This is a genomic window from Blastococcus sp. SYSU DS1021 (assembly GCF_054050995.1).
In genome coordinates this window covers 73,593-94,620 of the sequence record NZ_JBJHAL010000018.1, presented here as the reverse complement: position 1 = coordinate 94,620, position 21,028 = coordinate 73,593, and the positions used below count along the sequence as shown (strand labels likewise).

Here is a 21,028-nt window from a genome sequence, read left to right as displayed (position 1 = left end):
CCCCCCCCCCCCCCCCCCCCCCCCCCCCCCCCCCCCCCCCCACCCCCCACCCCCCCCCCCCCCCCCGGACTGGAGGCCGTACGGTGTGACGGTGACCACGACGACGGCGACGTGGCTCGCCGAGCTGACCGACGCGTTGGGCCCCGACGGCGTCCTGACCGACCCCGACGTGACGGCCGGCTACGCCCGCGACCAGGCGATGATGGCGCCCGCCGGAACCCCGGCGGCCGTGGTGTTCCCGCGCCGCACCGACGACGTCGTCGCGGTGATGCGCGTGGCCTCGCGGCACGGCCTCCCGGTGGTCCCGCGGGGCGCCGGCTCCGGGCTCGCGGGCGGCAGCAACGCCGTGGACGGGGGCATCACGCTGGTGATGACCCGCATGAACGCCGTCCTGGAGGTCTCGCCGGCCGACCGGCTGGCCGTCGTCCAGCCGGGGGTGGTGAACAAGCAGCTGCGCGACGCGGTCGCCGGCAGCGGGCTGTTCTACCCGCCGGACCCGAGCAGCTACGACTGGTGCACCCTCGGCGGCAACCTCGCCACCAACTCCGGCGGTCTGTGCTGCGTCAAGTACGGCGTCACCACCGACTACGTGCTGGGCCTGGAGGTCGTGCTGGCCGACGGCCGGGTGCTCCGCACCGGGCGCCGCACCGTGAAGGGCGTGGCCGGCTACGACCTCGCCCGGCTGTTCGTGGGGTCCGAGGGCACCCTCGGCGTCATCACCGAGGCGACGCTCGCGCTGCGGCCCGCACCGAAGGCGCCGGTCACCCTCGCCGCATCCTTCGCCACGACGGCCCAGGCGGGCCAGGTCGTCGAGCGGGTGGTCACCGCGGGGCTGGTGCCCAGCCTGCTGGAGATCATGGACAACACCTGCATCCGCACCGTCGACCAGGTGCTCAAGGCCGGCCTGGACCACGACACCCGCGCGCTGCTGGTGGCGCAGTCCGATACCGGCGGGGCGGCCGCCGCCGAGGAGATCGCGACGCTCACCGCGCTGTGCGAGGAGGCCGGCGCGCAGTTCGTCCACTCCACCGAGGACCAGGCCGAGGGCGATCTGCTCCTCGCCGCCCGGCGCATGGCGCTGCCCGCCCTGCAGCAGGTGGGGGGCGCGATCCTCATCGACGACGTCGCCGTCCCCCGGTCGCGGATCGCCGGGTTCCTCGACGGCTGCGACCGCATCGCCGCGGAGCGCGCCGTCGTCGTCGGGGTGGTCGGGCACGCCGGCGACGGCAACATGCACCCGACCGTCTGCTTCGACGGCGGCGACGCCGACCAGCGGCAGCGGGCCTACGCCGCCTTCGACGACATCCTGGAGCTCGGGCTGTCGCTGGGCGGGACGATCACCGGCGAGCACGGGGTGGGTGTGCTCAAGGTCGACTGGCTGGAGCGCGAGATCGGCCCGGTGTCGCTGGACGTGCACCGCTCGATCAAGTCCGCGCTCGACCCGGCCGGCCTGCTCAACCCCGGCACGGTGTTCCGCAGCGCGCCGGCCGGTGCCACGCTGGGGCGATGAGCAGGGAGCGGTTCCTCGTCATCGGAGGCGACGCGGCCGGGATGTCCGCGGCGGCCCAGGCCCGCCGGCTGCGGAACGCCGACGACCTCGAGATCGTCGTGCTCGAGCAGGGCGACGTCGTCTCGTACTCCGCCTGCGGCATCCCCTACTGGGTGGGCGGGGAGGTCCAGGGCCGGGACGAGCTGATCGCCCGGACGCCGGCGGAGTTCGCCGCCCGGGACATCACCGTGCACACCGGCACGCGGGCGGTCGGGATCGATCCCGACGCCGGGAAGGTCGTCACCGACACCGGCGAGCGGATCGGCTACGACCGCCTCCTCGTCGCCACGGGAGGCCGCCCGACCCGCCCGCCGATCCCCGGCCTGGACGCGCCGGGCGTCTTCGGCGTGCACCGGCTCGACGACGGCGCCGCCATCCGGGCCGCCCTGGACGCCGGTCCCCGCCGCGCCCTGGTCCTGGGCGGCGGCTACATCGGGCTGGAGATGGCGGAGGCGCTGCAGCGGCGGGGGCTGGCGGTCACCGTCGTGCTCGCCGACCCGCTGCCGATGCAGCTGCTCGACGCCGACATGGCCCAGCGGGTCTGCGCCGGCATGGGGGCCATGGGCATGGAGATGCACCCCGACCAGGCGGTCCGCGAGATCCTGGTGGACGAGTCGGGCCGGGCGCGGGGGGTGCGCACCGACGCCGGCAGCTACGACGCCGACCTGGTGGTGCTGGGCCTGGGCATGGGGCCGGAGGTGGCGCTGGCCGAGCAGGCCGGCATCCGGCTCGGGACCACCGGCGCCATCGACGTCGACCGCACCCAGCGCACCCGCTCGCACCCGGAGATCTACGCCGCCGGCGACTGCTCGCAGACCTTCCACCGGGTCACCGGCGAGGTCGCCCACGTCGCCCTGGGCACCCACGCGAACAAGCAGGGCCGGGTGGCCGGCTCGGTCGTCGGCGGCCGGGCAGCCCGCTTCGCCGGGGTGCTGGGGACGGCGCTGACCAAGGTGGGGGACCTGGAGATCGGCCGCACGGGGCTGTGCACCACCGAGGCCGAGCAGGCCGGGTTCGACTACCGCACCGACACCGTGGAGGCGACGACGAAGGCCGGGTACCACCCCGGCGCGGAGGAGATCGCGATCAAGCTGCTGAGCGAGGCGGGCTCGGGGCGGCTGCTCGGCGCCCAGATCGTCGGCGGCCCCGGTTCGGGCAAGCGGATCGACGTGCTGGCCGCCGCGATCTGGGCGGGGATGACCGCCGAGGACCTCGCCGGGTCCGACCTCTCCTACGCGCCGCCGTTCTCGCCGACCTACGACCCGGTGGTCGTCGCCGCCCGGGTGGTCAGCCGCATCGAGCAGGGCTGACCGGTGCCCGACCCGGGCCGACCCGGTGTCGCCCGGTCGGGCTCCGCTGCCGCCCGTGCTGTCGCGGCCGGGGGCGCAGCGCGATACTGATCACCGACGTTCGCCCGTACAGCGCCGTACAGCCGTTCCCGACGGAGGAGAGCACCCCCATGCCCATCGCGACCCCCGAGGTCTACGCCGACATGATCAGCCGGGCGAAGGAGGGCGGGTTCGCCTACCCGGCGATCAACTGCACCTCCTCGGAGACGATCAACGCGGCGCTGCGCGGCTTCGCCGACGCCGGCAGCGACGGGATCATCCAGTTCTCCACCGGCGGCGCCGAATTCGGCTCGGGCACCCGGGTCAAGGACATGGTCACCGGCGCGGTGGCGCTCGCCGAGTTCGCCCACGTCGTCGCCGAGAAGTACCCGATCAACGTGGCGCTGCACACCGACCACTGCCCCAAGGACAAGCTCGACTCCTACGTCCGCCCGCTCATCGCGCTGTCGAAGGACCGGGTGGACGCCGGGCAGGAGCCGCTGTTCCAGTCGCACATGTGGGACGGCTCGGCGATCGAGCTCGGTGAGAACCTCGACATCGCCGAGGAGCTGATGGAGAAGTCCGCCGCCGCCAAGCTCGTGCTGGAGCTGGAGATCGGCATCGTCGGCGGGGAGGAGGACGGCGTCGTCGCCGAGATCAACGAGAAGCTCTACACCGCCGACGGCGACTTCCTGCGCACCGCGCAGAAGCTGGGGCTGGGGGAGCGCGGGGTCTACCTGCTCGCGGCGACCTTCGGCAACGTGCACGGCGTCTACAAGCCGGGCAACGTCAAGCTCCGCCCCGACGTGCTCCAGCGCGGGCAGGCGCTGGTCGCGAAGGAGTTCGGTCTCGGCGAGGACGCCAAGCCGTTCAACCTGGTCTTCCACGGCGGCTCGGGCTCGGCGGAGTCGGAGATCCGCGAGGCGCTCTCCTACGGCGTCGTGAAGATGAACGTCGACACCGACACCCAGTACGCCTTCACCCGGCCCATCGCCGGGCACATGTTCAGCAACTACGACGGCGTGCTGAAGATCGACGGCGAGGTCGGCAACAAGAAGGTCTACGACCCGCGCAGCTACATGAAGGCCGCCGAGACGAACATGGCCGCCCGTGTCGTCGAGGCGTGCGAGCACCTGCTCTCGGCCGGCCAGTCGCAGGGGGCCTGACGATGAGCCACTCCCACGGAAACCTGCTGGGCGAGCCGCCGGCCACGCTGCTGCCGGCCACGCCGGAGGCCGACGCCGAGCTCGCCGAGGGCGCCACGCTCGCGGAGGTCGCCGCGCACCACCCCACGGTGAGCGCGGTGTGGGCGGGCCTCGCCGAGGAGGCGATGAGCCGCCCCGAGCGGGCGCTCGGCGACACCATCCAGGCCTACGCCTACGCCCGCACCGGCTACCACCGCGGGCTCGACGCGCTGCGCCGCAACGGGTGGAAGGGCTACGGCCCCGTCCCGTGGTCGCACGAGCCGAACCGGGGCTTCCTGCGCTGCGTCACCGTCCTGGCACGGGCGGCCGAGGCCATCGGCGAGACGGCCGAGGCCGAGCGCTGCACGCAGCTGCTCCGGGACTGCGATCCGACGCTGGTCTCCTGAGCAGTCACCATCGGTGACGGGCGGCCCGCCGGTGCGGGCCGCCCGTTGCACTCCTCACCTGGGTTTTTGCGACCCGGGGTTTGCCGGGACCCGTCAACGGCAACCACGGAGCGTGCACGGTGCCGACAGGGCGCCCGGAGGAGGGACGTTTCGGATGCTGGCAACGATCTTGTGGATCCTGGCGGTGATCCTCGTGATCAGCGGGATCTTCTCGATCTTCCGCGGGCAGCTGCTGTGGGGGATCGTGCTCATCGTCGTGGGGCTGCTGGTCGGCCCGGGCGGGGTGAGCATCTTCACCGGCTGACCGGCCCCGGGCCCCCGCGCGGCGGGGGCCCGGGGGAGTTTCACCGCTCGCCGAGCTCCGGGTGCAGCGCGGTGAGCGCGTCGGTCAGGGTGGTCAGCTGGTCCCCGCCGGCCATCAGCGCGGTGAGCACGTCGGCGTCGACGTCGTCGCGGGTGAGGTTTCCGGCCACCTGGCCGTGGGCCAGCAGCAGGAACCGGTCACCGATGAGGTGGGCGTAGCGCGGGTTGTTGGTGACGACGACGACCGCCAGCCCCTGGGTGCGGGCCGCGAGGACGGACTGCCCGAACAGCGTCTGGCGCGCCACGGTCATGGGCGTGACGGGCTCGTCGATCACCAGGGCCCGGGCGCCGAAGTGCAGCGCGCGGGCGACGGCGAGGCTCTGCCGTTCCCCGGCCCGCAGGGCGCTGGCCGGCTGGTCCGGGTCCAGCCCGGTGACGCCGACCCGGGCCATGGCGCGCACGGTGGTCTCGCGGGCTCCGTCCAGGTCGAGGCGGCGCAGCGGCCACACCCCCCGCGTGGGCTCGACGCCCAGGAAGAAGTTCCGCCAGACCGACAGCAGCGGGGCGACGGCGAGATCCTGCCACACGGTGGCGATGCCCAGGTCCCGCGCCTGCCGGGGGGACCGGAACCGGGTGGGCACGCCGTCCACCAGCAGCTCGCCCTCGTCGTGGCGGCGCAGCCCGGAGACCACCGACACGAGCGTGGACTTGCCGGAGCCGTTCTCCCCGAGGACGCAGGTGATCTGCCCGGGCAGGAGCGCCACGCTGACCCGGCTCAGCGCCGGCACGCTGCCGTGCCGCACGGTGACGCCGCGCAGCTCCACGACCGGGGTGGGGCCCGGCGCGGCGGCCTCGTCGACGGGGGCGGCGGAGCTCACGACCGTGGCCTCGCCCGGAGCCGCCGGCGCACCTCGCCGTTGGCCAGCAGCGCCACCAGCAGGAGCACCCCCAGCAGCGCCTGGAACCAGCGGGTGTCCCAGTCGGCCAGGGTGATGCCCTGCCGGGCCACCGCGTACAGCAGGGCGCCGACGGCGGCGCCGATCGTCGACCCGTAGCCGCCGGTCAGCAGGCAGCCGCCGATGACCGCGACCACGATGAAGTCGATCCCGCTGAGGATGCCGACGGTCCCGCCGGCCTGGACGCTGCCCAGCCGCACCAGCGTCATGGTGCCGAGCAGCCAGCCCGCTGCCGCGGTGAGGCAGAACAGCGCCACCGTCGTCCGGCGCACCGGGACGCCGAGCTCACGCGCGGCTCGCCGGGCGCCCCCGCTGGCGAACACCGCGTTGCCGAACTTGGTCCGCCACAGCGCCCAGGTGGCCAGCGCGGTGAGGCCGAGCCACCAGAGGATGCTCACGCTGAACCGGCCGTTGCCCAGCTGCGCGGTCGCGTCGAAGACAGCCGTCGCCGACGACCAGCCAGGGGCCTGGTCCAGACCGCCGATCCGCGTGCCGCCGGCGACCTCCTGGGCCCCGGCCTGCGAGGTGCCCTGCAGGATCAGGAAGGTCGCCAGGGTCACCAGGAAGCTCGGCAGGCCGGTGTTCACGACGAGCACGCCGTTGACCACCCCCACGAGCAGCGCCGCCAGCAGCGAGACGAGCAGGGCCGGCCAGGTGCCCCACCCCGCGTGGCCGATCAGCAGCGCCGTGAGCAGTGAGCTCGCGACGGCGACCACCCCGACCGAGAGGTCGAACTGCCCGGCCACCAGCAGGAGCGCGACGGCGACGCCGCCGATGCCCAGCAGCGCCGCGGTGTCCAGGACCGTCGCCAGCCCGAAGGGGCTGACCAGGTCCGGCACCCGCACCGCGAAGAAGGCGACGACCACGAGGAGTCCGACGACGGCGGGCAGGCTCGGCCGGGTGAGCGTGCGCGCCAGGGAGCGGCGACCGGCGGGGGCCACGGCGGCGCGGGACCCGAACGAGGTGCGCGGATCGGTGATCACCGGCACGTCGACCCAGCGGGACAGCAGGACGTCGGCAGCGGGTCCTCCTCGGGCGGTCGGGTGCCCCACCAGTGTCCACGACGGCCCCGGCCCCGCGCAGGCCGCTCCTAGGGGACCAGGCGCCACCGCACCCGGTCGTCGGCGTACCAGGTCCACCGGGGGACGGGGCGCACGTAGGGCACCCCGTCGCGCACCACCCGAGCGGGGTCGGAGGCGACCTGGAGGGCACGCCCGCTGGTCTGCCGGGTGGGGCGCAGCGGCTGGGTCATCACCGTCACGCCGATGGTGTCGACGGCGGTCCAGTCCGGTCGGACGTCGATCCGGGTGATCTCGCCGTCGGCCACCTTGATGTCGTCGTGGTACGCCTGCAGGCCCAGCCGGCGCGACAGGGAGCGGCGGCCGTTCCCGGGGGCCTCGATCCGGCCGTGGTGCAGCAGCACACCACCGTGGTCGTCGCGGACGAGGGTGAGATCCCGGGTGGTGCCCGTGCCGAGCCCCAGCGCGCGCGCCAGGGCGGCCGAGCCCTTGTCGGCGGTCGGCTCCCAGGCCACCGGCACCTCTGCCGTGCGGCCCGCTTTCAGCAGCGCCGCCAGCACCCCCGACAGGGCTGCGACCGGGCCGCGCACCACCAGCTGCCCGGCCCCGGCGACCGGCTCCAGCTGGCTCCGCAACGGCGCCTCCCCGGGACCCAGGCGGCGGAGGTCCAACTCGACCGACGACATGCCGATACCCTGTCACCCGTCCAGCCCCACCGCCCCGGCCGACCTGCCGGCCGGATCGATCCGGGTGTCGCGCGCCGACCGTCACCCCACCGAACAGGAGACCCAGGAGCCGATGCCCGCTGTCGTGCTGATCGGTGCCCAGTGGGGCGACGAGGGCAAGGGCAAGGCCACCGACCTGCTCGGCGGCCGCGTCCCCTACGTCGTCCGCTACCAGGGTGGCAACAACGCCGGGCACACGGTGATCACGCCCGACGGTGAGAAGTACGCCCTCCACCTGATCCCGTCCGGGATCCTGACGCCGGGCTGCACTCCGGTGATCGGCAACGGTGTCGTGATCGACCCGCAGGTGCTCATCGACGAGCTGGCGGGCCTGGAGGAGCGCGGGGTCGACACCTCGCGGCTGGTGATCTCCTCCGACGCGCACCTGATCATGCCGCACCACCGGGCGCTGGACCGGGTCACCGAGCGGTTCCTGGGCAAGCGGAAGATCGGCACCACCGGCCGGGGCATCGGCCCCGCCTACGGCGACAAGGTCGCCCGCGTGGGCATCCGGGTGCAGGACCTGCTCGACCTGTCGATCCTCCGGCAGAAGCTGGAGGGGACGCTCCAGGAGAAGAACCAGGTCCTGGTCAAGGTCTACAACCGCAAGGCCATCGACGTCGACGAGGTCGTCGAGGAGTACAGCCAGTACGCCGAGGCGCTCCGGCACCGCATCGTCGACACGCGGCTGCTGCTGGGCAATGCGCTCGACGCCGGCGAGTGGGTGCTGCTCGAGGGCTCGCAGGGCACGCTGCTCGACGTCGACCACGGCACGTACCCGTTCGTCACCTCGTCCAACCCGACCGCGGGCGGGGCGGCCGTCGGCGCCGGGGTCGGCCCCACGCGGATCGAGCGCGTCGTGGGCATCCTCAAGGCGTACACCACCCGCGTCGGCTCCGGCCCGTTCCCCACGGAGCTGCACGACCAGTGGGGCGAGTACCTGCGCAAGCAGGGCGGCGAGGTCGGCGTCACCACCGGGCGCGACCGGCGCTGCGGCTGGTTCGACGCCGTCGTGGCCCGCTACGCCAGCCGCGTCAACGGGATCACCGACTACTTCCTCACCAAGCTCGACGTGCTCTCGGGGCTCGAGACCGTGCCGATCTGCGTCGCCTACGAGATCGACGGCGTCCGGCACGACGAGATGCCGATGACGCAGACCGACTTCCACCACGCGAAGCCGGTCTACGAGGAGATGCCGGGCTGGTTCGAGGACATCCGGCACTGCCGGACCTTCGACGAGCTGCCCGCGGCCGCCCAGGCCTACGTGCGGCGGCTGGAGGAGCTCTCCGGGGCCCGGATCAGCGTGATCGGCGTCGGCCCCGGCCGCGACGAGAACGTCGTGATCCACGACCTCATCGCCTGAGAAAACCCCGCGACAGCGGGGCGGACCGGGCGTCACCATCGCCGGCGTGGATCTCCTCGCGCTGGGCTGGACGGCCGACCGCGTCGCCGAGCTCCCGCCCGGCTGCGAGCCCGGGCGGGTGCTGCGGGTCGACCGCGGCCGGCTGACCGTGCTCGCCGCGGACGGTGAGCGACGCGTGCACCCGTCCGCCGCCGTGCACCACGAGGCCGGTCCGGCCGTGGGGGACTGGGTGGCGCTGCGCGGGGAGCTGGCGCTCGCCGTCCTCCCGCGTCGCAGCGCCTTCACCCGCACCGCCGCGGGCCGGACGTCGGCGGCGCAGGTCGTGGCGGCCAACGTCGACGTGGTCCTCGTCGTCGACGCGCTGATCGGCCAGGCGCGGGTGCGGCGCATCGAGCGCTACCTCGCGGTGGCCTGGAGCAGCGGGGCGGCTCCCGTCGTCGTCCTGACGAAGGTCGACCTGTGCGACGACGTGGCCGCCGTGGTGGAACAGGTCGCCGAGGACGCGCTCGGCGTCCCGGTGCTGCCGGTCAGCTCGGTGACGGGGCAGGGGCTGGCCGCTGTCGGTGAACTCGTCGGCCCCGGCCGGACGGCGGCGATGGTCGGCCCCTCCGGCGTCGGGAAGTCCAGCCTCGCCAACGCGCTGGCCGGCCGGGCGGTGGCCGGCACCCGGGACATCCGCGAGGACGGCCGCGGGCGGCACACCACGACCGCCCGGGAGCTGCACCGGCTGCCCGGTGGCGGGCTGCTGATCGACACGCCCGGGATGCGCGAACTGGGCCTGCACGACGACGCTGGGGGCGTCGACCGGGCGTTCGCCGACGTCGCGGAGCTCGCCACCGCGTGCCGGTACCGCGACTGCGCGCACCGCACCGAACCCGGGTGCGCCGTCGCCACGGCCCTCGAGGACGGCCGGCTGGACCCCGCCCGCTTCACCGCCTGGCGGAAGCTGCAGGGCGAGGCCCACCGTCAGCGGCTCCGCGTCGATGCCCGGGCCCGCGCCGAGGAACGCGCCCGGCTGCGGAGCGTGCACCGGGCCCAGCGACGTCGTCGCCCTCCGGACGACACCGCGGCCAGGCCGGGGACCGGCTCGGGCTGAGCCGGCGCGTGGGCTGTGCCGGGGCCCTCCGGGCTCCGCGCCGCACCGACGCGCGGTGGCGCTCAGACCAGCTGGGCGGCCATGGCGGTGCGGGCGCGGACGGCGTGCTCGGGGGAGTCGCTGATCAGGCCGTCGACCCCGAGGGCGAGCAGGGCCAGGGCGTCGCCGACGGCGTCCCCGAGCCCTCCGGGAGCGTCGCCGCGCCGCAGGTGGGCGGGGAGGAAGGTGTTCTCCGCCCGCAGCGTCCAGCAGAGGACCGTCAGCTCCGCGGCGTGTGCCTGGGTGACCACGTGCGGGGTACCGGTGACCGCCTGCTGGGCACCGCTGGCCAGGATCCGGTCGCGGCTCGGGGCGATGCCCTGCGCGTAGGTGGAGATCTCCCGCAGACCGGCCGGGGTGACCATCGCATCGCCTGCCGTGTCGTCACCGACCAGCTGGACCAGCCGGGGGCCGTCCTCGCCCAGCCGCGCACGCAGGTCGCGCAGGACGGCGGGGTCGAACGCCTGCACCACCACGGTGCCCTCGGCGCTGTCGGCACCGAGCCGGCGCAGCTCCTCGGCCACCAGCTCGCCCATGTGCATGCCCAGCGCGGCCCAGTACCCGGGGTGCTTCAGCTCGGCGAGCACCCGCACCGGCCGGTCGGCGGTCGACCGGCAGCGGGCCAGCTCGACGACCTCGGCCAGCGTCAGGATGCCGTAGCGGCCGTCGTAGGCGGTGTTCAGCGGCCGCAGGGACGGCATCCGCTCGACCGCGCGGAGGGTGCGCAGCTCGGCGTGGGTGAAGTCCTCGGTGAACCAGCCGGTCCACAGCTCGCCGTCGACCAGCTTGGTGGTCCGGCGGTCGGCGAACTCCGGGTGGTCGGCGACGTCGGTGGAGACGGAGAGCTCGTTCTCGTGCCGGACGACGAGCACGCCGTCGCGGCTGAGCACGACGTCGGGCTCGATGAGGTCGGCACCCAGGTCGATGGCCAGCTCGAAGCTGGCCCGCGTGTGCTCCGGCCGGTAGGCCGGAGCGCCGCGGTGTCCGATGACGACGGGCCGGGGAAGGCGTGCCCCTGGCCGGACGGCCAGCGACTCGGTCGCGCGCATGGCACCCACCACACAGGAATCGGGTGAATCCGGGGCGAACTGGAGGGGACGGGTTGCGCACGATCGAAAGGCCAGCTCGCTGACCAGCGGACGACCACCTCTGCTGTGACGGACATCACCGGAGGTGTCTGTGGCTGGTGTGACTCGCCGCCCGGCGGCGCCGCCCCGGAGCGTGGCCGGCCGGGCATCGGTAGGGTCGCGGCTCGTGCGCGTGCTGGTGATCGGCTCCGGTGCCCGGGAGCACGCCCTGTGCGTGGCTCTCCAGTCCGACCCTGCGGTTCGGGAGCTCGCCTGCGCCCCCGGCAACGCCGGGACCCGGGTGGCCGCGCCGCCGCCCCCGGGAGGGGAACGGCTCGCCGCGGCCGATCCGGTCGCGGTGGCGGCGCTGGCCCGGGACTGGGGGGCCGACCTGGTGGTGGTCGGCCCCGAGGTGCCGCTGGTCGCCGGAGCGGCCGACGCCGTCCGCGAGGCCGGCATCGCCTGCTTCGGGCCCTCGGCGCAGGCCGCGCAGCTGGAGGGCAGCAAGTCCTTCGCCAAGCACGTGATGACGGCGGCCGGCGTCCCCACCGCCCGCTCGTGGCCCGTCGGTGGCCCGGCGGAGCTGGAGACGGCGCTCGACGAGGTCGCCGCGCTCACCGGCGGCGCCCCCTACGTGGTCAAGGACGACGGGCTGGCCGCCGGCAAGGGTGTGCTGGTGACCCCGGACCGCGACGCCGCCCTGGCGCACGGGCGCGGGGTGCTCGACGCCGGGGGAGCGGTCCTGGTCGAGGAGTTCCTCGACGGCCCCGAGGTGTCGCTGTTCGCCGTCACCGACGGGACGACGGTGCTGCCGCTGGTGCCCGCGCAGGACTTCAAGCGCCGGGACGACGGTGACGGCGGTCCCAACACCGGCGGCATGGGGGCCTACGCCCCGCTGCCGTGGGCGCCGCCCGGGCTGGTCGACGAGGTCCTCGCCACCGTGCTGCAGCCGACCGTGGACGAGATGGCACGCCGCGGCGAGACGTTCAGCGGCCTGCTCTACGCCGGGTTGGCCCTCACCTCCCGCGGCGTGCGGGTGGTGGAGTTCAACGCCCGGTTCGGGGACCCGGAGACGCAGGTGGTGCTGCCGCTGCTGGAGACCCCGCTGGGCGGGCTGCTGCACGCCGCGGCCACCGGCACCCTCGCCGACCACCCGCCGCTGCGCTGGCGGGACGGCGCGGCGGTGACCGTCGTCGTCGCCGCACCGGGGTACCCCGAGGCGCCGCGCACCGGCGACCCGATCACCGGGGCCGAGGGCGAGGGCGTGCTGCACGCCGGCACCGCGCTCGCCGACGACGGCACGGTCCGCTCCGCCGGTGGGCGGGTCCTCGCCGTCACCGCCACCGGCTCGGACCTGGCCGCCGCCCGGCAGGCCGCCTACGAGCGGGTCGCCGGCGTCCGGCTGGCCGACGCGCACTGGCGCACCGACATCGCGCTCGCCGCCGTCGAGGGCCGCATCGACCTTCCCGGTTAGCTCGCCGCGACCACGGGCCGCGCCCGCTCCGGGCGTGGTTCGGGCGGCCGTGGCCCCTCGTGCCGGCGGCTGAGGTAGGTGCCCGCGACGTTCACGCACGCCACCGTGGGGACGGCGATCAGCGCGCCGAAGATGCCGCCGACGAGCAGGCCCGCGGCGATCGCGAGGACCACGGCCAGCGGGTGCACGCGCACCGCCCGGCCCAGCAGCAGCGGCTGGAGCACGTGGCCCTCCAGCTGCATGACGCCGATGACGATGGCGAGAGTGATCAGCGCGGTGATCGGGCCGTTGGAGACCAGGGCCACCAGGACCGCCACCGTGCCGGCCAGGAAGCCACCGATGATCGGCACGAACGCGCCGAGGAAGACCAGCGCCGCCAGCGGGATCACCAGCGGCACCCCGAGGACGGCCAGCCCGACGCCGATGCCGACGGCATCGACCAGCGCCACGACCACGGTGGCGCGGACGTAGGAGATCAGCGTGCGCCACGAACGCCGGGCGGCCTCGTCGAGGTAGGCGCGGGAGGCGGCGGGGAACAGGCCCACCAGCCACAGCCAGATCGACCGGCCGTCCTTGAGGAAGAAGAAGAGGGTGAACAGCGCCAGCACGATGCCGGTGACGACCTCGCCCACCGTCGCCGCGGTCGTCAGCGCCCCGGAGGCCAGCGTGTCCTGGTTGTCCAGGAGCACGTCCTGGGCCTGGTCGAGGAGGTCGGCGAGCTGGCCCTCGCTGATGGGGAACCGCCGGACGACGAAGGTCTGGACCTGCTCGAGGCCCTCGCTCACCTGCTCGGCCAGGTCGGCGAAGCCCGCGGTGAACCGCTCGACGACCAGCGTGATGATCCCGGCCACCACGGTGAGGCCCACCAGCAGCATCGTGAACGCGGCCAGCGGGGGCGGCCAGCCGCGTCTGGCGAGTCCCGCGGCACCCGGTTGCAGCAGCGCCGCCAGCAGCAGCGCCACCAGCACCGGGACGACGACGACGGCGATGTAGGCGGCGGCGGAGAGCAGGACGTAGAAGCCGGCGATCACCACGATGAGCCGCCAGGACCAGGCGGCCGCCGTGCGCAGCCCGAACGGGACGTCGTCCTCCGCGTGGGCGGGGTGGACGACGGCCGGCGGCCCGGGAGGGCGCGGCCCGGACCCCTCGGGGGAGCGGGCGTCGGGCGGGCCGCCGACCCCGCCGGGACCGACCACGCCGTCCAGGTCCGGGGCGCCGGGGGCCGGGCTGCCCAGGGGCGGGCTGGTGGCGCCGGCGTCGTCCGGCCGATCGCCCGGCCCGTCGGGCACGGGATCGTGCCGGATGCCGACCGGATAGGGATCGGGTGGCCCGTGGTGGTGGTGCCAGGCGTGCGGATCGTGCTCGCGGGCGGCACGGATCCGGTCGCGGGCGCGCGCGGCGAGGTCCCCGGTGCGCACGGCGAGATCACGGGCGCGACGCCGCATCGATCACCTCCGGTAGGGGCCGTTCGTGATCACGCTAGCCCTACGGGAGACTGTCCCCGTGCTGCGACGAGCTGACCGGTGGCGGGCGGTACCCGCATGATCGAGCGCTACACCCTTCCGGACATGGGCCGGGTCTGGAGCGACGCCCACAAGTACGAGCTGTGGTGCCGCGTCGAGACGCTGGTGCTCGAGGCGCACGCCGCCGCGGGCCGCGTCCCGGCCGACGTCGTCGAGCCGGTGCGCAACGCGCCCCCGCCCACCGCCGAACGGGTCGCCGAGATCGAGGAGACGACGCAGCACGACGTCATCGCCTTCCTCACGGCCTGGGCCGACAACACCGAACCCCGCTCGGCGGCGGCGTTCGTGCACCACGGCATGACGTCGTCGGACCTGCTCGACACCGCGCTGGCCGTCCAGCTCACCGAGGCCACCGACATCCTGCTGGCCAAGGCCGACCGGCTCGTGGCGGCCCTGCGCGACCACGGGCTGGCGCACCGTTCGACGATCAAGGTCGGGCGGACGCACGGCGTGCACGCCGAGCCCGTCGTGTGGGGGCACCGGGTCGCCGACCTGGCCTTCGCCGCCGCCCGCTCGCGCGACCGGCTGCGCGCGGCGCGCGATGCCGTCGGCGTGGTGGCGATCTCCGGCGCCGTGGGCACGTACTCGCTGATCGACCCCTCGGTCGAGGTCGCCGTCGCCGAGGCGCTGGACCTCCGGCCCGCCGACGCCTCCACCCAGGTGGTGCTCCGCGACGGGATCAGCGAGTGGGTCTCGGCGCTGGCGATCATCGCCACGGTCTGCGAGGCGATCGCGCTGGAGGTCCGGCACGGTCAGCGCACCGAGGTGCGCGAGCTGTCGGAGGCGTTCGGCTCGGGCCAGAAGGGCTCGAGCGCGATGCCGCACAAGAAGAACCCGATCCGATCCGAGCGCATCGCCGGGCTCGCACGGGTGGTCCGGGCGGCGATCGTGCCGGTCATGGAGGGCATCCCGCTCTGGCACGAGCGCGACATCTCGCACTCCTCCACCGAGCGGGTGTTCCTGCCCGACGCCGCCATCACCACCGACTACCTGCTGAACCTGACCGCGGGCCTGGTGGAGAACCTGGTGGTCGACGCCGACCGGATGCGGGCGAACCTCGAGTCCACCGGCGGGCTCATCTACACCTCGTCGGTGCTGCTCGAGCTGGTGGAGAGCGGGCAGTCCCGCGAGGACGCCTACGCGCTGGTCCAGTCGGCGGCCATGGAGACGTGGAACTCGGGCACTCCCTTCCGGGAGACGCTGCGGACGCGCGCTGCTGCCTCGGGCGTGACGCTGGACGAGGCGCGGCTGGACGAGATCTGCCGGCCGGAGGAGTACGTGGCCAACCTCGGTCCGCTCTTCGACCGGCTGGCGGCGCTGAGTTGATGGTGGACCTCCCGCTGGTCGCCCGCGGCAAGGTGCGGGAGATCTACGACGCCGGCGACGACCAGTTGCTGCTCGTGGCCTCGGACCGCATCTCGGCCTACGACTGGGTGCTCCCCACGCCGATCCCGGACAAGGGGCGGGTGCTCACCCAGCTGTCGGTGTGGTGGTTCGACCAGCTGACCCCGGTGCTGGACTCGTTCGGGGCCTCGCACCACCTGGTGTCGGCGGTGGACGTACCTGCGTCGGTGACCGGGCGCGCGATGCTGGTGCGGCGGCTGGAGATGCTCCCGGTGGAGTGCGTGGCCCGCGGCTACCTGTCCGGTTCGGGGACGAAGGAGTACGAGCGGACCGGCTCGATCCGCGACGTCCCCCTGCCCGCCGGGCTGGTGGAGGGCTCGAAGCTCCCCGCGCCGGTGTTCACGCCGTCCACCAAGGCCGAGGTGGGTGAGCACGACGAGGCGATCGACTTCGCCGCCGTCGTCTCCGCGGTGGGTGCCGAACGGGCCGCGGAGCTGCGCGAGCTGACGCTGGCGCTCTACCGTCGGGGTGCGGAGATCGCGGCCGAGGCGGGCATCGTGCTGGCCGACACCAAGTTCGAGTTCGGGGTCGCGCCCGACGGCGGCCTCGTGCTCGGCGACGAGGTGCTCACCCCCGACTCCTCGCGGTTCTGGCCGGCCGACACCTGGTCGCCGGGCGCGGTGCAGCCCTCCTACGACAAGCAGTTCGTGCGCGACTGGCTGACGTCGTCCGGCTGGGACCGCGTCTCGCAGCCGCCCGAGCTGCCCGCCGACGTCGTCGCCGCCACCCGCGAGCGCTACGTGACCGCCTACGAGCAGCTCACCGGCCGCCGCTTCGCCTGACCCCGACGCGCGAGATCTGCACACTCGCCCCCATCAGGGCCGGCACAGGGGCCAGATCGCATACCTCGGAGGGGGTCTGTGGACAGCCGCCGCGCCGTGCGGCTGGCAGCGGCCACCATCCCCCGGTGCCCGCGCGTCCCGCCCGCTCCCGACTCACCGCCCCGGCGACGCGTGCGATGGCGGCGGCGGCCGGGATCAGCGGCAAGCAGCTCCGGCACCGCGACGTCGTCCGGCTGTCGAGGGACACCTACGTGCCCCGCGCCTTGGTGGACGACGTCACGGTCCGCATCGAGGCGGTGCTGCTGACCGCGCCGCCCGGCGCCGTCGTCAGCCACCGGACCGCGGCGGCGATCTGGGGCGTGGACATCCCCCTGCAGCGGGACGACGACCGGGTCCACCTGACCGTGGCCACGGGCTCGGCCGTGCGCGCCCGCGCCGACCGCTGCATCCACCGCTCCCCCCTCGGCCCCGGCGAGGTCGACCAGCGCCTCGGCTTCCCCCTGACCACCCCGCGGCGGACCTGGCGCGATCTCGCGGCGACGCTGCCGCCGGCTGCTCTCCTCGCGGTGACCGACCAGCTGCTCGGGTCGTGGTGCACGCCCGCCGACCTGGAGGAGCAGTTGGCGCTGCGACCGGCAGGGAGGGGGTCCGCGCGGGCGCGGTCGGTGCTCCCCGTCGCCGATCCGCGGGCGGAGTCGCCCATGGAGTCGGTGCTCCGGTGGCTCATCCACGCCGCCGGATTGCCGGCTCCGGTGCTGCAGCACCCCGTCCGGACGCCGGGCGGGGAGTTCCGCGCCGACCTGGCCTGGCCGGAGCGCCGGGTCCTCGTCGAGTTCGACGGCGATCTGCACCGCGACCGCGCGGTCTTCGTCCGGGACCTCCGGCGCCAGAACGCGCTGGTCGCCGCGGGGTGGACGGTCCTCCGTTTCAGCTCGGCGGACGTCCTCGGGCGTCCGGACCAGGTGGTTGCCGAGACCGCCCGGGCGCTCGCCCGGTGAGATCTGCGATGTGGCCCCGTCCAACGGGCTGATGAGGGCCGCTGTGCAGATCTCGCCGGGGCACGGAAGCAGTCGGCGGGGTCCGGCCGGGGAGAGCAGGGTCACGCGGGGGTCGGGGGAGGCCCCGGTACCCTCGGCGGCATGTCCCGCGTGGTCGTCGACGTCGTCCTGAAGCCGGAGATCTCCGACCCTCAGGGGCAGGCGGTCCTCGGCGCCCTCGGCCGGCTCGGCCACGACTCCGTCCGGAGCGTCCGCCAGGGCAAGCACTTCGTGCTCGAGGTCGACGGGACCCCCGACGAGGCCGAGCTGAAGCAGATCGCCGAGACGCTGCTGGCCAACCCGGTCATCGAGGACGTCGAGCTGCACCTCCCCAACGACTGAGAGAACCGCTGTGCGCATCGGTGTCATCACCTTCCCGGGCTCCCTGGACGACGTCGACGCCGCGCGCGCGGTGCGGCTCGCCGGGGGTGAGCCCGTCGCCCTCTGGCACGCCGACCACGACCTGCAGGACGTCGACGCCGTCGTCCTCCCCGGTGGCTTCTCCTACGGCGACTACCTCCGCGCCGGAGCCATCGCCGCCCGCTCCCCGCTGATGCAGGACGTCGTGGCCGCGGCGAATCGCGGCCTCCCGGTGCTCGGCATCTGCAACGGCTTCCAGGTGCTCTGCGAGGCCGGGCTCCTGCCGGGCGCGCTGACCCGCAACAGCCACCTGCACTTCCGCAACCGCGATCAGGTGCTGGTGGTCGAGCGCGCCGACACGGCCTGGACGCAGGACTACGCGACCGGCCAGCGCATCGTCATCCCCGTGAAGAACGGTGAGGGCCGCTACGTCGCCGCCGACGCCGAGCTGGACCGGCTGGAGGGCGAGGGCCGGGTCGTGTTCCGCTACGTCGACGGGAACCCGAACGGGTCCAGCCGCGACATCGCCGGCGTCACCAGCGAGAACGGCCGGGTCGTCGGCCTCATGCCGCACCCCGAGCACGCGATCGAGGACCTCACCGGGCCGTCGACCGACGGCCTGGGCTTCTTCACCAGCGTCCTGAAGGCGGTCGTGAACGCGTGAGCGACGACGTGACGGCGGGGCAGGCGAGCGCCACCGCGGGGCTCTCCGAGCTCGACACCGGTCCGGGGCGGCTGGCCAACCGGCTGGACACCGTCGAGCTGGCGGCGAGCACCCCGGACGACGAGCAGCCGTACGCCGAGCTGGGCCTCAAGGCCGACGAGTACGCCCGCATCAAGAGCATCCTCGGCCGCCGCCCGACCACGGCGGAGCTCGCGATGTACAGCGTCATGTGGAGCGAGCACTGCTCCTACAAGAGCTCCAAGGTCCACCTCCGGCAGTTCGGTGACCTGCCTCCCAGCGACGCCCTGCTGGTCGGCATCGGCGAGAACGCCGGTGTGGTCGACGTCGGCGACGGCTACGCGGTGACCTTCAAGGTCGAGAGCCACAACCACCCGAGCTACGTGGAGCCCTACCAGGGCGCGGCCACCGGCGTCGGCGGCATCGTGCGCGACATCCTGACCATGGGCGCCCGCCCGATCGCGGTCATGGACTCGCTCCGGTTCGGCCGGGCCGACGCCCCCGACACCGCCCGGGTGCTGCCCGGCGTCGTCGCCGGGGTGGGGGGCTACGGCAACTGCCTGGGCCTGCCCAACATCGGGGGCGAGGTCCTCTTCGACGACTGCTACGCCGGCAACCCGCTGGTCAACGCGCTGTGCGTCGGGGTCATGAAGCACGAGGACGTGCGGCTGGCCAAGGCCGAGGGAGTCGGGAACAAGGTCATCCTGTTCGGCGCCCGCACCGGCGGCGACGGCATCGGCGGGGTGAGCGTGCTGGCCAGCGAGACCTTCGACGCCGAGGGCCCGGCCAAGCGGCCGAGCGTGCAGGTGGGCGACCCGTTCACCGAGAAGCTGCTCATCGAGGCGTGCCTGGAGATCTTCCAGCAGGACCTCGTCACCGGCATCCAGGACCTCGGCGGCGCCGGCCTCTCCTGCGCCACCAGCGAGCTGGCCAGCGCCGGCACCGGCGGCATGCACGTCGACCTCGACACCGTCCCGCTGCGCGACAGCACCCTGACGCCCGCCGAGATCCTGATGAGCGAGTCGCAGGAGCGCATGTGCGCGATCGTCGAGCCCGACAAGGTCGACGCCTTCCTGGCCGTCTGCCGCAAGTGGGACGTGCTGGCCACCGTCATCGGTGAGGTCACCGACGGCGACCGGCTCACCGTCGACTGGCACGGCGAGCGGATCGTCGACGTCCCGCCGCGCACCGTGGCCCACGAGGGCCCGGTGTACGAGCGGCCGATGGCCCGGCCGCGCGACCTCGACGCCCTGCAGGCCGACGACGCCGGGAACCTGCCCCGGCCGCAGACCGGCGCCGAGCTCCAGGCCCACTGGCTGGCGGTCGTCAGCAGCCCGGACGGCGCGGACAAGACCTGGGTCACCGAGCAGTACGACCGCTACGTCCGCGGCAACACGGTGCTCGCCCAGCCCGACGACGCCGGGGTGGTGCGCATCGACGAGCAGAGCCACCGCGGCATCGCGCTCTCGCTCGACGGCAACGGCCGGTACGCCCGCCTGGACCCCTACACCGGCGCGCAGCTCAACCTCGCCGAGGCTTACCGCAACGTGGCCGTCTCCGGCGCGAAGCCTCTCGCCGTCACCAACTGCCTCAACTTCGGCTCCCCGGAGAACCCCGAGGTGATGTGGCAGTTCGCCGAGGCCGTGCGCGGCCTGGCCGACGGCTGCCGCGAGCTCGGCCTGCCGGTCACCGGCGGCAACGTCAGCCTCTACAACCAGACCGGCGACGTGGCGATCAACCCGACCCCGGTCATCGGTGTGCTCGGTGTGCACCAGGACGTCCGCACCCGGGTCTCCTCCGGCTGGCGGGCGGCCGGGGAGACGGTGCTCCTGCTGGGCACCACCCGCCCGGAGTTCGGCGGCTCCGCGTGGGCGAGCGTCGTGCACGACCACCTCGGGGGGCGGCCGCCGGCGGTCGACCTGGCCGCGGAGCGGGCGCTGGGCGACCTGCTGGGCGCCCTCGGCCGCGAAGGCGTGATCAGCTCCGCGCACGACCTGGCCGACGGCGGGCTGGCCCAGGCGCTCACCGAGTCGGCGCTGCGGTACGGCGTCGGCGCCGCCCTGGACCTCGGTGCGGACCCGTTCACCGCGCTGTTCAGCGAGTCCACCGCCCGGGCGGTCGTCACCACGTCCGACCCGGGCGGGGTGAAGACCACCGCCGAGTGGGCGGGCGTGCCGGTCACCGAGCTCGGGACGACGGGGGGCGACTCGGTCGCCGTGGCCGGCCTGCTCGAGCTGCCGCTGGCCGAGCTGCGCGCCGCGTGGACCGCGACGCTGCCGGCTCTCTTCGGCGGTCCGGAGCACAGCACCCCGCTCACCGTCCCGGCGGGCACCGTCCCCACCTCCTGATGCCGGCGCCCATCCCGGCCGAGGAGCTGCGTGCGGTGGTCGACCCGGTGCGGGCCTGGCTGGCGGGGGAGGCGGAGCAGCCGCCCCGGGCGGTGCTGGGTGCCGCCGTGAAGACGACGGCGCGCTGGCTGGCCCAGCAGGTGCCGGGCCGCTCGGTGGAGCTGCGGGTGCCGCCGCACGTCGCCGTCCAGTGCGTCGAGGGGCCCCGGCACACCCGCGGCACGCCGCCGAACGTCGTCGAGACCGACGCGGCGACCTGGCTCCGGCTGGCCACCGGGCAGCTCACCTGGGACGAGGCCGTCGCCGGGGGGACGCTCACCGCGAGCGGCAACCGCGCCGACCTCTCCGCTCTGCTCCCGCTGCGTCCGCTCCGCTGAGGCCC

The 21,028-nt window shown here is 74.5% G+C and carries 20 protein-coding genes; 15 read left to right on the top strand and 5 right to left on the bottom strand.

What is annotated here, in order from left to right:
- Nucleotides 1-91 precede the first annotated feature (91 nt).
- The 5 genes from ACI8AP_RS14430 to ACI8AP_RS14410 all read left to right on the top strand — a co-directional run bounded on the left by ACI8AP_RS14430 (nt 92) and on the right by ACI8AP_RS14410 (nt 4,772).
- Nucleotides 92-1,510, top strand: coding sequence for an FAD-binding oxidoreductase (locus ACI8AP_RS14430; protein WP_456590043.1), 1,419 nt, complete (start codon nt 92-94; stop codon nt 1,508-1,510).
- A complete protein-coding gene (locus ACI8AP_RS14425) occupies nt 1,507-2,859 on the top strand; it encodes an FAD-dependent oxidoreductase (RefSeq protein ID WP_456590042.1) in 1,353 nt (450 codons plus the stop codon). The genes ACI8AP_RS14430 and ACI8AP_RS14425 overlap by 4 nt, the downstream gene beginning before the upstream one ends.
- 149 nt (nt 2,860-3,008) lie before the next feature.
- A complete protein-coding gene (gene fbaA / locus ACI8AP_RS14420; RefSeq protein ID WP_456590041.1) occupies nt 3,009-4,043 on the top strand; it encodes a class II fructose-bisphosphate aldolase in 1,035 nt (344 codons plus the stop codon).
- Between the two features lie 2 nt (nt 4,044-4,045).
- Entirely contained in the window at nt 4,046-4,468 is a 423-nt protein-coding gene (locus ACI8AP_RS14415) for a DUF3151 domain-containing protein (protein ID WP_456590040.1), read from the top strand.
- 154 nt (nt 4,469-4,622) lie between these two features.
- A complete protein-coding gene (locus ACI8AP_RS14410) occupies nt 4,623-4,772 on the top strand; it encodes a GPGG-motif small membrane protein (protein WP_456590039.1) in 150 nt (49 codons plus the stop codon).
- A gap of 40 nt (nt 4,773-4,812) precedes the next feature.
- Here ACI8AP_RS14410 and ACI8AP_RS14405 read toward each other — a convergent pair whose 3' ends face one another.
- Genes ACI8AP_RS14405 through ACI8AP_RS14395 form a run of 3 tightly spaced genes read right to left on the bottom strand, consistent with a single transcriptional unit; the run spans nt 4,813 to nt 7,432 of the window.
- On the bottom strand, nt 4,813-5,649 hold the full coding sequence (locus ACI8AP_RS14405) for an ATP-binding cassette domain-containing protein (protein WP_456590038.1): 837 nt from the start codon (nt 5,647-5,649) through the stop codon (nt 4,813-4,815).
- Entirely contained in the window at nt 5,646-6,779 is a 1,134-nt protein-coding gene (locus ACI8AP_RS14400; RefSeq protein WP_456590037.1) for an ABC transporter permease, read from the bottom strand. The genes ACI8AP_RS14405 and ACI8AP_RS14400 overlap by 4 nt, the downstream gene beginning before the upstream one ends.
- A 38-nt stretch (nt 6,780-6,817) precedes the next feature.
- Entirely contained in the window at nt 6,818-7,432 is a 615-nt protein-coding gene (locus ACI8AP_RS14395) for a hypothetical protein (protein WP_456590036.1), read from the bottom strand.
- 112 nt (nt 7,433-7,544) lie between these two features.
- Here ACI8AP_RS14395 and ACI8AP_RS14390 point away from each other — a divergent pair, with 112 nt between their 5' ends.
- Together ACI8AP_RS14390 and rsgA are read left to right on the top strand one after the other, a co-directional pair.
- Complete coding sequence (locus ACI8AP_RS14390) at nt 7,545-8,834, top strand: adenylosuccinate synthase (protein ID WP_456590035.1); 1,290 nt, start codon at nt 7,545-7,547, stop codon at nt 8,832-8,834.
- A gap of 46 nt (nt 8,835-8,880) precedes the next feature.
- A complete protein-coding gene (rsgA, locus tag ACI8AP_RS14385; RefSeq protein ID WP_456590034.1) occupies nt 8,881-9,930 on the top strand; it encodes a ribosome small subunit-dependent GTPase A in 1,050 nt (349 codons plus the stop codon).
- A gap of 62 nt (nt 9,931-9,992) precedes the next feature.
- Here rsgA and ACI8AP_RS14380 read toward each other — a convergent pair whose 3' ends face one another.
- Nucleotides 9,993-11,018, bottom strand: coding sequence for a glycerophosphodiester phosphodiesterase family protein (locus tag ACI8AP_RS14380; RefSeq protein ID WP_456590033.1), 1,026 nt, complete (start codon nt 11,016-11,018; stop codon nt 9,993-9,995).
- 205 nt (nt 11,019-11,223) lie between these two features.
- Here ACI8AP_RS14380 and purD point away from each other — a divergent pair, with 205 nt between their 5' ends.
- Nucleotides 11,224-12,510, top strand: a complete 1,287-nt coding sequence (gene purD / locus ACI8AP_RS14375; protein WP_456590032.1) for a phosphoribosylamine--glycine ligase — start codon at nt 11,224-11,226, stop codon at nt 12,508-12,510.
- Here purD and ACI8AP_RS14370 read toward each other — a convergent pair.
- Entirely contained in the window at nt 12,507-13,955 is a 1,449-nt protein-coding gene (locus ACI8AP_RS14370) for an AI-2E family transporter (RefSeq protein ID WP_456590031.1), read from the bottom strand. The genes purD and ACI8AP_RS14370 overlap by 4 nt on opposite strands.
- Nucleotides 13,956-14,051: 96 nt before the next feature.
- Here ACI8AP_RS14370 and purB point away from each other — a divergent pair, with 96 nt between their 5' ends.
- The 7 genes from purB (at nt 14,052) to ACI8AP_RS14335 (ending at nt 21,023) form a co-directional block, all read left to right on the top strand.
- Nucleotides 14,052-15,359, top strand: coding sequence for an adenylosuccinate lyase (gene purB / locus ACI8AP_RS14365; RefSeq protein ID WP_456590030.1), 1,308 nt, complete (start codon nt 14,052-14,054; stop codon nt 15,357-15,359).
- Entirely contained in the window at nt 15,359-16,219 is an 861-nt protein-coding gene (locus ACI8AP_RS14360; protein WP_456590029.1) for a phosphoribosylaminoimidazolesuccinocarboxamide synthase, read from the top strand. The genes purB and ACI8AP_RS14360 overlap by 1 nt, the downstream gene beginning before the upstream one ends.
- Nucleotides 16,220-16,344: 125 nt before the next feature.
- Nucleotides 16,345-17,217 (top strand): endonuclease domain-containing protein, encoded by an 873-nt coding sequence (locus ACI8AP_RS14355; RefSeq protein WP_456590028.1) that lies wholly within the window; start codon nt 16,345-16,347, stop codon nt 17,215-17,217.
- 141 nt (nt 17,218-17,358) lie between these two features.
- Complete coding sequence (purS, locus tag ACI8AP_RS14350) at nt 17,359-17,598, top strand: phosphoribosylformylglycinamidine synthase subunit PurS (protein WP_456590027.1); 240 nt, start codon at nt 17,359-17,361, stop codon at nt 17,596-17,598.
- 10 nt (nt 17,599-17,608) lie between these two features.
- Complete coding sequence (purQ, locus tag ACI8AP_RS14345) at nt 17,609-18,280, top strand: phosphoribosylformylglycinamidine synthase subunit PurQ (protein WP_456590026.1); 672 nt, start codon at nt 17,609-17,611, stop codon at nt 18,278-18,280.
- Entirely contained in the window at nt 18,277-20,646 is a 2,370-nt protein-coding gene (gene purL / locus ACI8AP_RS14340) for a phosphoribosylformylglycinamidine synthase subunit PurL (protein WP_456590025.1), read from the top strand. The genes purQ and purL overlap by 4 nt, the downstream gene beginning before the upstream one ends.
- The gene (locus tag ACI8AP_RS14335; RefSeq protein ID WP_456590024.1) at nt 20,646-21,023 is read left to right on the top strand and encodes a sterol carrier family protein; all 378 of its coding nucleotides are present in this window, start codon (nt 20,646-20,648) and stop codon (nt 21,021-21,023) included. Before purL ends, ACI8AP_RS14335 begins: the two co-directional genes overlap by 1 nt.
- Nucleotides 21,024-21,028 lie beyond the last annotated feature (5 nt).